Origin of the sequence: Mycolicibacterium arseniciresistens (genome assembly GCF_030519285.1) — a bacterium.
Lineage (GTDB): Bacteria > Actinomycetota > Actinomycetes > Mycobacteriales > Mycobacteriaceae > Mycobacterium > Mycobacterium arseniciresistens.
On the sequence record NZ_JAUMSQ010000004.1, the window covers coordinates 1 to 13,915 of the forward strand.

General features: G+C 67.9%; 10 protein-coding genes. 6 read left to right on the plus strand and 4 right to left on the minus strand.

What is annotated here, in order from left to right:
* Both Q2100_RS01095 and Q2100_RS01100 read right to left on the minus strand, forming a co-directional pair.
* Positions 1-468, minus strand: a 468-nt coding sequence (locus Q2100_RS01095) for an SRPBCC family protein (RefSeq protein WP_302912486.1), incomplete at its 3' end; no start/stop codon positions are given.
* Between the two features lie 2 nt (positions 469-470).
* Positions 471-2,828 (minus strand): xanthine dehydrogenase family protein molybdopterin-binding subunit, encoded by a 2,358-nt coding sequence (locus tag Q2100_RS01100; protein WP_302912487.1) that lies wholly within the window; start codon positions 2,826-2,828, stop codon positions 471-473.
* Between the two features lie 401 nt (positions 2,829-3,229).
* Between Q2100_RS01100 and Q2100_RS01105 the strand changes: the two genes are divergently transcribed.
* Complete coding sequence (locus tag Q2100_RS01105; RefSeq protein ID WP_302912488.1) at positions 3,230-4,120, plus strand: CE1 family esterase; 891 nt, start codon at positions 3,230-3,232, stop codon at positions 4,118-4,120.
* Here the strand turns inward: Q2100_RS01105 and Q2100_RS01110 are convergent.
* Both Q2100_RS01110 and Q2100_RS01115 read right to left on the minus strand, forming a co-directional pair.
* Positions 4,109-5,350 carry a glycosyltransferase family 4 protein gene (locus tag Q2100_RS01110; RefSeq protein WP_302912489.1) on the minus strand — a complete coding sequence of 414 codons (1,242 nt, stop codon included), beginning with the start codon at positions 5,348-5,350 and terminating at the stop codon, positions 4,109-4,111. The genes Q2100_RS01105 and Q2100_RS01110 overlap by 12 nt on opposite strands.
* Position 5,351: 1 nt before the next feature.
* A complete protein-coding gene (locus Q2100_RS01115; RefSeq protein WP_302912490.1) occupies positions 5,352-6,875 on the minus strand; it encodes a tyrosine-protein kinase domain-containing protein in 1,524 nt (507 codons plus the stop codon).
* Positions 6,876-7,206: 331 nt separating this feature from the next.
* Between Q2100_RS01115 and gmd the strand changes: the two genes are divergently transcribed.
* The 5 genes from gmd to Q2100_RS01140 are packed head-to-tail and all read left to right on the plus strand — an operon-like array spanning position 7,207 to position 13,886.
* The gene (gmd, locus tag Q2100_RS01120; protein ID WP_302912491.1) at positions 7,207-8,202 is read left to right on the plus strand and encodes a GDP-mannose 4,6-dehydratase; all 996 of its coding nucleotides are present in this window, start codon (positions 7,207-7,209) and stop codon (positions 8,200-8,202) included.
* Entirely contained in the window at positions 8,195-9,184 is a 990-nt protein-coding gene (locus tag Q2100_RS01125) for a GDP-L-fucose synthase family protein (RefSeq protein ID WP_302912492.1), read from the plus strand. Before gmd ends, Q2100_RS01125 begins: the two co-directional genes overlap by 8 nt.
* 27 nt (positions 9,185-9,211) lie before the next feature.
* Positions 9,212-11,416, plus strand: a complete 2,205-nt coding sequence (locus tag Q2100_RS01130; RefSeq protein ID WP_302912493.1) for an acyltransferase family protein — start codon at positions 9,212-9,214, stop codon at positions 11,414-11,416.
* 29 nt (positions 11,417-11,445) lie between these two features.
* Positions 11,446-12,693, plus strand: a complete 1,248-nt coding sequence (locus tag Q2100_RS01135) for an O-antigen ligase family protein (RefSeq protein WP_302912494.1) — start codon at positions 11,446-11,448, stop codon at positions 12,691-12,693.
* On the plus strand, positions 12,651-13,886 hold the full coding sequence (locus tag Q2100_RS01140; RefSeq protein ID WP_302912495.1) for a lipopolysaccharide biosynthesis protein: 1,236 nt from the start codon (positions 12,651-12,653) through the stop codon (positions 13,884-13,886). The genes Q2100_RS01135 and Q2100_RS01140 overlap by 43 nt, the downstream gene beginning before the upstream one ends.
* Positions 13,887-13,915 lie beyond the last annotated feature (29 nt).

Below are 13,915 nucleotides of genomic sequence, written 5' to 3' on the forward strand. Positions count from 1 at the left end.
CGGCGCATTGGCCGCCGGCGTCGAGTCGCCGAGCACGCTGGCCTCTAGCGATCTCGCGAACTGGCCGATCAGGTTGCCTGCCACATCGGCCAGCACCCCGCGGCCGAACTGCGCCGCCTTGCCGGAGATCTGCAGATCCGTACTGATGTAGACGGAGGTGGCGTCACCCTCGTCCTTCAACTGGGCGGTGACGACGGCCGCCGCGCTGCCGTTCCCGCGCGTCTCCTTGCCGGTGGCGCGCAGCACCACCCGCCGGGCCGTCGCATCCTTCTCCTCGAACGCCGCAATGCCTTTGTACGACACGGTGATCGGGCCGACCTTGACCTTGACGGCGCCGGTGAACTCGTCGCCGTCGACGGAGAGCAGCGTGGCGCCCGGCAGGCACGGCGCCACCCGCTCGACGTCGGTGAGCACCTCCCAGGTCTTGGCGGCGGGCACCGCGACGCGGAATTCGTTGGTCAGCTCCACAGTCAGTGGTCCTCTCGCTTGGCCTTTTCCAGCAGTTCTACGATCGTCGCCGGGCTCGCGGGCAACGTGGTCACCGTGACGCCGAGGGGCGCCAGCGCATCGTTGACGGCGTTGATCACGGCGGGTGTCGACCCGATGGCGCCGCCTTCGCCCGCACCCTTGTAGCCGCCGACGCCCGGGCCGGGGATCTCGACGTGGCCGAACTCGATCGGTGGCACCTCGGTCGCGGTGGGCAGCAGGTAGTCGACGAAGGTGGAGGACAACGGATTCCCGTCGGCGTCGTAGACCAGGCTTTCCAGCAGCGCGCCGCCGATGCCCTGCACGGTGCCGCCGGCCACCTGGCCCTCGACCACGTTGGGGTTGATCATCGGTCCGACGTCCTCGCTAACGATGTAGCGCGTCAGGGTGACCTGCCCGGTGTCGATGTCGACCTCGCACGTGCAGGCGTGAGTGGCGTTGGCCCAGTGGATCATCGCCTCCGGTGGCGACGTGAACCGCGCGGTGGCCTCGAGCGCGGCCGACATTCCCGGCGGCAGCTGCGCGGGCTCGTAATGCGCGCGGTAGGCGATGTCGCCGAACGTCACGCACTTGTCCGGGTCGTCGCGGACGTACGCCGTCGACCCGCCCAGCTCGATGTCGCCGGCCTCGACACCCAGTCGGTGCGCAGCCATCGCGGCGATCTGCCCGCGCAGGATGGTGCCCGCCTCGTTCACCGCGCCCGCCGTCATCGGTCCGCTGCGGCTGCCCTGGGTCCCGGCCCCGTAGGGGGTGACCGCCGTGTCGCCCTGGATGGTCGAGACGTCGTCGATGTCGGCGCCCAGCGCGTCGGCGGTGAGCTGAACGACCGTGGTCTCCAGGCTGTTTCCAGTGGACCCGCCGTTGACATAGACGTTGATCTTCCCGGTGGACTCCATCCGGATGGTGCAGCCCTCGGTGGCCAGGTGACCGGTCGCCGCACCCGTCGGCTCGATGTAGGCGGAGAACCCCAGCCCGATGTAGCGGCCCTGCGCGAGTGCCTCGGCCTGCTCCTTGCGGAAACCCTCGTGGTCGAGGATCTTGACCGCCTGCTCGAACGTGTCGGCGGGGGCGACGTGGTCGTACGGCATGCCGTTGGGGTTGAAGTAGGGCATCTCGTCCCCGCGCAGGATGTTGCGGCGGCGCAGTTCGACGGGATCCATCCCGAGCTTGCGCGCGGCGATGTCGAACATGATCTCGCGGGCCAGCGTCTCGTACTGCCACGGGCCGCGATAGGCGTGCAGCCCTGCGGTGTTCGAGAACACCGTCTTGTAGTTGAAGCTGGCCTTCGGCACCCGGTACGGGCCCGGATAGAACATGCCGATCGCCGCGGTGGTCAGCACCGGATACGGCGTGGGATAGGCGCCGATGTCCTGGACGAAGTCGATGTCGACGGCCAGGATGTTGCCCTCGTCGTCGAACGCCATCCGCGCGGTGCCGTCGACGTGGCGTGCCTGACCGGCCGACATGAGGTTCTCGCGGCGGTCCTCGATCCACTTCAGCGGCCCGGGCACCTTGCGCGCCGCGAGCATGATGACCATGTCCTCCCGCATGGGGACGACCTTCTGGCCGAAGCCGCCACCGGTGTCGCGCATGATCACCCGCACCTTGCTGGCGGGGATACCGAGCAGGCGGGCGCAGAACGCGCGCAGTTCGTGCGGTGTCTGCGTCGAACCCCACAGGGTCAGCTCCCCCGTGGTGGCCGTCCACTCGACGACCATGCCGCGCGTCTCGATCGGCACCGGCACGTGCATCTGCTGGTAGATCTTCTCCGCGACAACGCATGCCGCGGTGCTGAACGTCTCCTCGTCGGGCGGCGCGCCGCCCATGCCGCCCGCGACGTTGTCCGGATACTCGTCGTGCACCACGGCAACGCCGGCCTCGGCGCCGCCGACGGCGACACGGAAGTCGGCGACGGCGGGCAGCGGTTCGTAGTCGACCTCGACGGCGTCGGCGGCGTCCTCGGCGAGATAGCGGGATTCGGCGACGACGAGCGCGACGGGGTCGCCGACGAACTTCACCTGGCCCTCGGCCAGCGGCGGGCGCGGGGTGTCCGGCATGTCCTTACCCGCGACCGCATGCCAGGCCTCCACAGCGTCGCCGTTGATGTCGGCGGCGGTGAGAACGGCCCGCACTCCCGGCATCGCGAGTGCCGCGGCGGTGTCGATGCCCTTGATGGTGGCGCGGGCGAACGGACTGCGGACGAAGCAGGCGTGCAGCATGCCGGGGCGCTGGATGTCGTCGACGAACGTGCCGCGGCCGGTCAGCAGGCGGTTGTCCTCGACGCGGGCGTGCCGGGTGCCCGAATAGCGGGTGGCGACGGTCTCCGTCGACGTTGACGTCATCGTCGGTCACCTCTCATCCGTCGAGAATGCTGTCGGAACTTCTGCGCGTAAGCACGCCCGCACGGGCTGGCGGACACCGCTCAAGAGTCTGCTTATCGTAGTTGACTAAGGTCTATGTCAAAAGAGGAGAGTGCCATTTCCGCCCGTCCCGGCGTGAGGAGGCCGTCGGACATCGACTCGATCACGACATCGTCCGGCGGTTGCACGGGACTGACGCGGGGTTTGCCGGGGTGTGGATCAGCTGTCGCGGCGCTGCGCCGCGCGCGCAGCGGTACGATCGGCGACAATGGATTTCGTGCGGGCGGAACGCGGTGGCGGGGCACCTCGGCTCGTCGAGCGACTGATAGCTGGCACTGTGCCGGCGTGAGCGACGGGGGACCAGCCGAATGCAGCGCAGGGCTTTGAGCCGGCATCTGCCGGCGGCACTGGCTTGGAGCTTCGCGCTCGCGCTCCTGCTCGGCCTGGTGTCGGCGTGCGGTGCCGCCGACGACCGGACGATCGCCCTGCCCGGACCGGCGGGTGAGCGTTCTGCGATCGTCTTCCATCCCTCGTCCGCGGGACCGGGTGCGCCGTTGGTGATCGTCTCGCACGGCGCCAACGGATCCGCCGAGCAGGCGCGGAAGTCGTTCGGCTGGGACGGCCTCGCCGAACGGTTCGGGTTCGTGGTCGCCTATCCCGACGCGCTCGAGGGCCGCTGGAGCGCCGGCTTCTGCTGCCGCAAGTACAACAGCCCGAAGGTCGACGACGTCGCCTTCCTGCACGAATTGCGGGACCGGCTCATCGCGGAGGACGACGTCGATCCGAAGCGTGTGTTCGCCGTCGGCGCCTCCAACGGCGGCATGCTCTCGTACGCCTGGGCATGTTCGCGTCCGGGAGATCTCGCCGGCATCGGCATCGTCGCCGGTGCGCTGACGGTGCCGTGCCCTGACCCGGCGCCGTTGACTGTGGTCGCGGTGCACGGCGCACAGGACGCGGTCGTCCCGGTCGCCGGCGGGACGAGTGTCGGCGGACCGGGCAACAACCTGGTGTATCCGTCGATCGACGAGGCGCTGGCCCCGTTCATCAAGGCTGCCAATTGTGCGCCCGAACCCCGGGTGCAGTCGGAGCCGCCGGCGACCGTCACGACGTGGGCGTGTGCGAGTGGCCGCGAGGTGGTGCGCGATGTGGTCGACGGTGAAGACCACGGGTGGCCGGGCTCAGGCGGCGACGCCGGCACCACCACCGACCCATGGGACAGCACCGGGTTCCTGTGGAGCCGGCTCGGCAACGTCAACGCGCCGTCAGTGAGCTGACGCGCGCGCTCGGTCCCGCAGCTCCTCGATCCAGGCCTCGTAGGCGTCCAGTGCGCTGGCACGGGAAAGCACCTGGCGGGCGTACTCACGTCCCCGGTTGCCCAGCCGGCTCGCGTCGCTGCGGTCTCCGCCCGTGCGCAGCGCTGCGTCGAGGAGAGCCTGCGGCTTCCCCGATTCCACGCAGGTACCGGCGCCGGCCGCCTGCATCTCCCGCTTGGATCCGCTGCGCGGGTCGGTGGCCGCCACCACCGGCCGGCCCGCCGCGAAGTACGACGTCAGCTTGCTGGGCACGCTCATCTCGGCGACACCGGGCTTCTCGTTGAGGATGAGCACGTCCGCGGCGCCGAGTGCGTTCTCGAATTCGCCGTCGGGAAGCGGATCGAGGAACTCCAATGTGCTCAGGCCCGAACCGAGCGACTCGAGCGCCCGCCGCCGTGCCCCATCGCCCAGGAGCACGAAACGGATGGGCAGCGACTCCTTCTGCGCGATGCGCGCGGCGTCGACGACGTTCTCGAGCCCCTGCTTCTCGCCCATGTTGCCGGCGTGCAGCGCGATCACCTCGTCATCACGCCAGGCGAGCCGGCGGCGGGAGGCCGATCTGTCGCGCGCCGGTTCGGCGATGTGACTCCAATTGCGGATGACGGTGACCTTCGCCGGATCGATGCCCAGCTCGGTGACCACGTCGCCGAACAAGTCGTGGATGACCGAGACGCCGTCGACCCGCGACAACAGTCGACGCTCGAGCCGGGCCACCGCGCCCGCGCCGCGGCCACCTAGCGCCCCGGTCTCCACGGCGGCACGCGAGTAGATGTCCTGGGTGATGACTCCGACCGCGGTCCGGCCCGCCCGGCGCCACGTCAAAGCCGTTGCCACACTGAGTAATGCGGGGCTGACGGCCAGCACGACATCGGGCCTGCGGCCTCGGATCATCGCGGCGTGGGCCGCGAACGCCGCTTCCATCGCGATGCGGCCGACGCCGGTCGAGGTGTTCGGGACAGGGTGACGCACCCGGGTGACATCGACGCCGTCGATCACCTCACGCATCCGCAACCCGCGGTACCCCTCGGCGATCTTCCACTGCGGGTAGTGCGGATACCCGACGACGGCCCGGACCCGGTGCCCCCGTTCGACGAGCCCGCGGGCCAATCCGGCGGCGTACGGCGCTATCCCCGTCGGTTCGGGCTCGTAGTAGAAGCTGACAAGGAGGACGTCGAGGCCGCCCACCACCATGTCAGTCCGTCCGGGGCGGAACGTGCGGATCGTTCCCGTTCTGCCGTGGCGGTTTCACCATCGTCGACGTCGCGTGCTCCGGTGGTGTGCCGTTGCGCACCTGCGGCGCGGGCCTCGGCGGATTCCTGCGTGGTTCGGTGATCGCCGTGTCGACCGGCCTGGCATGCGGCCGGTAGGTGTAGCCGTTGCCGTACCAGTACCGGCTCTTGCCGGCATTCCTCGACGGCACCATGTTGAGCACCGTGCCGAGCACCCGGGCGTTCACCTGCTCCAGGCTCTTGAGCGCCCGCTGCATCTGCGGCATGGTCGTCTTGCCCGCCTGCACGACGAACAGCACGGCGTCGGCAAGAGCCGCCAGCACCACCGCATCCGCCGCGGGGAGCGTGGGCGGCGCGTCGATCAGGACCACCTCGAATTTCTCGGTGAGTTCGCGCAGCAACCCCGGGAACCGCTTGGAGCTGAGCAGCTCAGCCGGATTGGGTGGCACCGGGCCGCTGGTGATGACCGCGAACCCGTTGTCCACCGGCTGCAGTATCTGGTCCAGGCTGGCGCGGCCGACCAGTGCATTGCTCAGACCGAGAGGTGCATTGAGTTTGAAGTAGCTGGCCACAGACGGCCGTCTGAGGTCGCCGTCGACGAGGCACACCCGCACGCCGACGTGTGACATCGCCACCGCGAGATTGCCTGCCACCGAACTCTTTCCCTCGCCGGCGAGCGCGCTGGTGACGACGATGACCTTCGGCATCCGGTCCACGGCGGCGAACTGCAGGTTGGTCCGCAACTGCCGGTAGGCCTCGCTACGGCTGCCGAGATGGTCGTCGCGCACGATGGCGGTGGCACCGCGACGGGTGTCACGAACGACGTGCGCCAGCACTGGGATGTCGGTCACCGCCGCGAGATCAGCGGTGTCCTTGACGCTGGTGTTCAGCTTCTCCAGCAGCACCGCCAGCCCCACTCCGGCGATGAGTCCGACCAACAGTCCCAGACCGAGGTTGATCGGAATGCTGGGCGACGTCGGCGAGGCCGGCACCATGGCCGGGGTCACCACCGTGGCCTTGACCGGGGACGAGCCCCTCGTCTCCGACGACTCCAGTTCCCCGATCACCTTGGCCAGGCTGTTGGCGACGGAGTTGGCGATCGCGGCGGCGATCTCCGGCGAGTCCGATGTCGCGGAGATGTCGATCATGACCGTCTCCAGCGGAACCTTCGCCGAAACATGATCGGCTAATTGCCGAGCGTCCATCGGCAGGCTCAGTTCCGCGATCACCGGATCGAGCACGGTCGGGCTGGTGACGAGCTGTGAGTAGGACTTGACACGCTCTGCCGAAAAGTTGCTGCCCTGGAATAGCTCCTGGTTGAGATTGCCGGAGCTGATCTGCGTGGACACGAACAACTGGGCGTCGCCGCGGTACGTCGGCGTCATCAGCAGGATCGAACCCGCAGCCGCCGCCAGGCACATCACCACGACACTGACGATCAGCCACGCCCGCTTGGCCAATATGGCGAGGTAGAAGCGAAGATCCACGATTTCCCCCATCGGTGCCGGACATCCGGCAGAGCCGTTGATTGGTATTCTTTTTTCACTACGCAACCGCCATGCCGCGGCCAAGCCCAGTCCCGCCCCGTGCGCAACTCTAAGGCACGAAACGCATGTTGGCCGGGTTTGCGGTGAAAGTTGCCCGTATTTCCGTGCGAAGTCAATTTCTTACGCCGGAGGCAATGACACGATCAGGAAAAATCGGGGTTAAAGATTGCTGTTCCGTTCGCGGAAACCTTGATCACCGTGTAAGCACTGCAACCAGGGGAACGTTTGCCAGCGCGGCATCGAAGTGACGGACGGGGCGGGAGTGCAACATATGAAACGGGCGTTCATCACGGGGGTCACCGGGCAGGACGGGTCCTACCTGGCGGAACTCCTGCTCGAGAAGGGTTACGAGGTGCACGGGCTGATCCGCCGCGCATCGACCTTCAACACCGGACGGTTGGAACACATCTACACCGACCCGCACGTGGAGGGTGCCCGCTTCTTCCTGCACTACGGCGATCTCACCGACGGGTCGCGTCTGGTGACACTGCTGCAGCGGATCAAGCCGGACGAGGTCTACCACCTCGCCGCCCAGTCCCATGTGCGCGTGAGCTTCGACGAGCCTGAGTTCACCGGCGACACCACGGGACTGGGGACCACCCGGTTACTCGAGGCCATCCGGATGATCAACCTGAACTGCCGGTTCTACCAGGCGTCGAGTTCGGAGATGTTCGGCGCGAGCCCACCGCCGCAGGACGAACACACGCCGTTCTGGCCGCGCAGTCCGTACGGGGCGGCGAAGGTGTACTCCTACTGGATCACCCGCAACTACCGCGAGGCGTACGGCATGTTCGCGGTCAACGGCATCCTGTTCAACCACGAATCGCCCCGTCGCGGCGAGACGTTCGTGACCAGGAAGATCTCCCGCGCGGTGGCGCGGATCCAGGCCGGCCTGGACGGCGACCTCTATCTGGGCAACCTCGACGCCGTCCGCGACTGGGGCTATGCCAAGGAGTACGTCGAGGCCATGTGGTTGATGCTGCAGGCCGAACGACCTGATGACTACGTGGTGGCCACCGGCACCGCCTACTCGGTGCGGGACTTCGTCCAGTTCGCGTTCGACCACGCCGGGCTGGACTGGCAGCGCTACGTCAAGTTCGACGATCGATACCTGCGCCCCTCGGAGGTCGATTCGCTGATCGGGGACGCGTCCAAGGCCCGGGAAGTGCTGGGCTGGAAGGCCAAGGTGCTCGCTCCGGATCTGGCGCGGCTGATGGTCGACGCCGACAGCGAGCTGGCGCTCGCGGAAGTCCGCAGCCGTGGTTGACCTGCAGCCCCTCGACCGGGACGCGAAGGTGTACATCGCCGGCCATCGGGGCCTGGCCGGTTCGGCGATCCAGCGCGCGTTCGTGGCGGCCGGATTCGACGACATCGCGGGTGTCGGTTCTTCGCAACTCGACCTGCGGGACCGCGCGGCGACATTCGACTACTTGCGTGGTCTGCGGCCGGAGGTGGTGGTGCTGGCGGCGGCGCGAGTGGGCGGTATCGCCGCCAACGACTCGTCGCCGGCGGAGTTCCTCTCCGAGAACGTCCGCATCCAGGTGAACGTGATGGATGCCGCTCGCGAGCTGCAGGTGCCCCGGTTGGTGTTTCTCGGGTCGTCGTGCATCTACCCCAAACACGCGCCGCAACCGATTCCGGAGTCGTCGCTGCTGACCGGTCCACTGGAGCCGACCAACGAGGCTTATGCGGTGGCCAAGATCGCCGGCATCACCCACCTGCGCGCGGTGCGCCGGCAGTACGGACTGCCGTGGATCGCGGCGATGCCGACCAATCTCTACGGCCCGGGCGACAACTTCCACCCGGAGAACTCACACGTACTTCCCGGCATGATCTTCCGGTTCCACACGGCGGTCGAAGAGAACCGGGACGAGGTGGTGCTGTGGGGGTCCGGCGAGCCGCGCCGAGAGTTCCTGCACGCCGACGACCTGGGCCGTGCCATCGTGCACCTGCTCGACACCTACGACGATCCGGAGATCGTGAATGTCGGTGTGGGAGAGGATCTCACCATTCGAGCGCTGGCGGGACACGTCGCCGCGGCGGTCGGTTTCACGGGCCGAATCACCTGGGACACCTCCCGGCCTGACGGGACGTTGCGCAAGCTGCTCGACGTCTCCCGCATCGCCGCGACCGGGTGGCGACCGCGCATCGAACTCGACGAGGGCATCCGTGGGGCCTACGAGTGGTTCCGGGCCAATGTCGCCGGCGAGCGGCCGGTCGCCTGTGCTCCGGGGGGTCGAGATGCCTGACATCACTTCCGCAAAGGAGGGGCGACGGTGACGTACACCGTGGAGCGCGGCCCGTCCGCCGCGCAGGACAAGCCGCCCGCAGGCCCGACACGTAAGAAGGCGACCGCGGTCGCCACCCCGAAGGCGGGTGCTCACCGCAAGGACATCGAGGGGCTGCGCGCCCTGTCCATCCTGATGATCATGGTGTGGCACGCCGGCGTGCCGTTCTTCCCCGGCGGCTTCGTGTCGCTGGACGTGTTCTTCGTCATCTCGGGCTTCCTCATCACGCAACTGCTCGTCCAGGAGCTGCGAACGACGGGGCGTCTGAAACTGCGACGCTTCTACGGCCGGCGTGCCAAACGGCTGTTGCCCGCGCCCACCGTGGTCTTCGTGGCTGTCGCCGTTCTCACCATCGTGCTGCTGCCGCGCAGCCGGTGGATTCCCACCGCTCAGGACATCATCGCCACCGCGACGTACAGCATGAACTGGCGACTGGCCGCGGAGAGCACGGATTACTTCTCCCAGAACTCCACGGAGAGCATCCTCGAACACTTCTGGTCACTGTCGGTCGAGGAACAGTTCTACCTGTTGTGGCCATGCCTGTTGGCCTACACCGCCGCCCGCACGTTCCAGCGCGGTCGGCGCGCCATGGGTCCGGCGCTGCTCGCTGCGTTCGCACTCGTCGGTGTGCCGTCATTCCTGTGGTCGGTGTACTACTCGGTGGAGAACCCGGCCAAGGCCTACTTCGTCACCACCACCAGAGCATGGGAATTCGCTCTCGGCGGCGCACTGGCGATGCTGACGTTCACCGCCTGGAAGCTGCCGAAGCCGGCCGCGATCGTGGTCGGCTGGGCCGGCCTGGTCACCATCTTCGCCGGGGCGTTCTACATCACGACGGAGTTTCCCTATCCCGGTTACTGGGCCCTGATCCCGTGCCTCGGCACCGCGGCGATCATCTTCGCCGGCTTCACCGCGGGCCGCGCCGGACCCGTGGCGGTGCTCGGCACCGCGCCGATGCAGGTCGTCGGGCGAATGTCGTACTCGCTCTATCTGTGCCACTGGCCGGTGCTGATGTTCACCGCCGCGGCACTCGGGCGGCCGCTCACCCCGGTCGAGGGATTGATCACGGTGACGGCGTCGGCGATACCGGCCTACCTCCTGTACCGGTTCGTCGAGAATCCGATTCGATACTCCCGCAACCTCTTCCCGACCTCGGCGCACATGCTGCGGGCTGCGGGTATCGCCACGGTGGTGTCGCTGATCGTCGGCATGGGCCTGTACATGGCGAACTGGCCGCCGCCGCCGCCGTTCGTGCCGCCGACGATCGGCCAAGTCGCGGTTGGGGACTCGTCAGCCGACCAGACCGCCGCCGGTCCGCAGGCGAATCTCGACCCGAAGGCAGTGGTGGGTGCCGGTGCGCTCGGCCCGAAACCGTTGGGCGATCAGAACGGCGCGCCGAAGGATCAGTCCGCCTCGATCGTTCCGGCGCCGAACGTCGCGGCCAATGACTACACCGATTGCACACAGACACAAGAGAACAGCGACGTGATGTCGTGCGTCTACGGCAAGAAGGACTCGTCGACGGTGGTGGCCGTCGTCGGTGACTCCCATGCCAATCAGTGGGTGCCCGGCCTCGCCGAGGTCGCGACGGCGCGGGGCTGGAAACTCGTCGAATACACCAAGGCCGCGTGTTCCTTCGCCGACGTCCTGACCACCACCAAGGACGGCGACCCGTACCCGTCCTGCCAGGAGTGGGGCAGGTCCCTGCTCGACAAGCTGCTCACCACGGAGAAGCCGACCATGTTGATCACCAGCAGCATCAAGAAGCGGGTGATCCTGGACGGGCAGGCCAACTTCGACGCAGCCAACATCAGTGCGCTGGCGGAGGGCCTGAGGCGCAATTACGAGGCGCTGAACAAGGCCGGTGTCCCGGTGGTCGTCATCCAGGACACGCCCACCCCGACGTTCGACATCCCCGAATGCGTACAACAGAATCCGGACAAGCTCACCAAGTGTGCCGGTGACCGGTCGGAGATGGTGCCGGGAGATCTCGGCGCGGAGCAGTTCGAAGCGAAGGCCGGGCTCGACGACGTCCACATCATCGACCTCAACGGAGCCATCTGCCCGACGGAGCAGTGCGCCGCGGTCATCGGCAATGTTCTGGTCTACCGCGATGCGAGCCACCTGACAGGAACCTATGTCCGGACCCTGACGCCGAGGCTCGACGCTGAGATCGGCGCCGCGACAAAGTGACCCTCCAGCGCGGCGATCCCATCGAGCGGATGCCGGCGAGTTCACCGCCGACGTCCGACGGCCCGCAGCGCGACGGCCTGCTCACCCTGGGCCGGGCGATGCTCTACCCGGGGCTCGCGCTGACCTCGCTGTTGCTGCTGAGGGGTCCGCTGGCGCTGCCGATCGGCGACATCCTGATGGCAGGGGCGGGGTTCTGCGCGCTGCTGTCCATGCGGCGTCCGCCGCGCCAGGTCCCCCCGATGCTGTGGGTGGCGGCCGCCCTGCTGGTGGTGGGCGGCGCGGTGGCCTCTGCTGCCAGCAGCGATCCCGTGGGCAGCCTGAGCATCCTGGCTCGCCTGGTCTACATGGTCGTCATCGTGCCGTGGATCCTGCTCAACCTGCTCGTCGAACAGCGGCACGTCACCCGGGCGGTCGCCTGGTGGCTGATCGGAGCGGCGATCTGCGGGTTGGGCGCCGTCGTCCAGCTGCTCTTCGGTGACGTGATCCCGGGTGGTCAGGTCACTGTCGACGGGCGGTTCACCGGCATCACCACCCACCAGAACGACCTCGCAGGCATCAGTGTGATGGCCGCGGCAGCGGCACTCGCTGCGTTCGGTAACGCAGTGACGAAACGCTTCCGCTTCTTCGCCTTCGGCATCCTCGCCGTCTGCACGACGGGGTTGATCCTCAGTGGCAGCGTGAGCGGGGTGCTCGGCATGCTCGCCGCTGTGCTGTTCCTGCTGCTGTCCAGGGCGATCCACCTCGGCCGGGCGGCCGTCGTCACCGCCGCCGGGTCGGTGATCATCGTGTTCGTGCTCAGCCAGCTGGAGGGCCTCGGCGCCCTCAACCCGATCGAACGGCTGCTGCGGACCACCGGGTTCACCACCACCAAGGCCGAGTACGACACCGCGGGAACGCGAATGGAATTGGCCCGTCGTGCGATGGACGAGATCCGCGAGTCACCCATCATCGGCAACGGCATGCTGATCGACGACAACGTCCTGATGAAGCGCTTCACCGTGCACAACAACTTCCTGGGGACCTGGACCGCCGGTGGTGTGCTCGCCTTCCTGGGCGTCGTGATAGCGACCGGACTCGCCGCGCGCTACTGCCTGCGCCGCGACCCGAGGAACGCCCTGCACGGCGTCGTCGCCACCGCGTTCGTGGCGGCACTGGCCTTCGCGCAGACGGCGCCGGGAATCTACAACCGGTACTACTGGATTCCCGTGGCGTTCATGATCTTCCTGGTCTGGCAGTGGCGTCCCACGGCAACGTCGGCCGGCCCACGACGATGTTGAGGGCCCTGGGCCTGGTCGGCGGCGCACGCATCACGTCAACGGCCGCGCAGGCGCTGAGTCTGCTGGTGCTCGCCAGAAGCCTCGGACCGTCCGACTTCGCCGAATTCGCCGCGGTGCTGGGCGCACTCATGGCGCTCAACCTGATCTCCGACGGTGGCGCCACCTACGCGGTGGGTCGTCATCACGACGACCCCACGACGATCATCAAGATCCTTCGCGCCGGGCGCATGCTCTCCGCGGCCACCATGCTCATCTCGGTTCCGGTGCTCGTGGCGTTCGCCGTCGCAAGCGGATCCGCCGTGCTCGTCGCGTGTCTACCGCTGTGCCTGTGGGTGCCCCTCGAGCGGCAACTGGAGGTCAGCAGCGCCTACCTCATGTCGAGGAACCAGCAGGTTCCCGTCGGCGCAGCGTTCCTGCTGCGCAGGCTGCCCACCCTGCTGGCGGTTCTGCTGTTCGCCTCGACCGCAAATCTCGTGTGGGCGTTCTCGTTCACCATGCTGATCACCGCCGGAGTCGCGAACCTGTACCTCGGCCGGCGAGTCGCCGACGAGACGGTGGCCGGTGAGAGGGAGGCGCGTCCCGACCAAACCACCTGGCGGATGCTCCGGCCGTTCTGGGCTGCCATAGCGGGGCAGGGGGTCCGCCAGATCGACGTCGCCGTGCTGTCCTTCGCGGCCGGCACAGCCGTCGCCGGCATCTTCGCGCCGGCCACCCGTTTGGTGCCGGCCCTGCTCCTGGTTCCCGGCACCTACACACAGCTGCTGCTGGCCCGCCTCGCGACCACCAAGGAGACACTGACGCTCCGGGCGGTCGCGGTGCTGGGACTCGTCACCGGTGCGGTGTTCGCGCCGTTGGCGATGACGGCGAACCACTGGATCCCACTACTGCTCGGCGACGAGTACAGCGCCAGCGTGCCTGTGGTGCAGATCGTGATCGGCAGCCTGGTGTTCGCCGCCATGTCGTCGGCCTTCGCCAGCGGACTGCACGCCGTTGATCGCGCCTCCCGGGTGGCGGCCGCGGTGTGGACCAGCGCATCGACCACGCTGGTGCTGATCGCGGTTCTGGGCTCGATACACGGCGGGATCGGCGCCGCGTGGGCCGTGGCCGTCGGTTACGTGCTGCAGTTCGTCCTGATGGCCGGCGCCTACCGGCTGAAGCGGCAGCAAGCACCGACAACGGTTCTCGCTCACTGATGGGGGACAACGACCGATGACCAGTGACA

Excerpts from the sequence above, each read along its gene's own strand:
- Q2100_RS01100 (WP_302912487.1), bottom strand. The coding sequence starts at position 2,828 with ATGACGTCAACGTCGACGGAGACCGTCGCCACCCGCTATTCGGGCACC.
- Q2100_RS01110 (WP_302912489.1), bottom strand. The coding sequence starts at position 5,350 with ATGGTGGTGGGCGGCCTCGACGTCCTCCTTGTCAGCTTCTACTACGAG.
- gmd (WP_302912491.1), top strand. The coding sequence starts at position 7,207 with ATGAAACGGGCGTTCATCACGGGGGTCACCGGGCAGGACGGGTCCTAC.
- Q2100_RS01135 (WP_302912494.1), top strand. The coding sequence starts at position 11,446 with ATGCCGGCGAGTTCACCGCCGACGTCCGACGGCCCGCAGCGCGACGGC.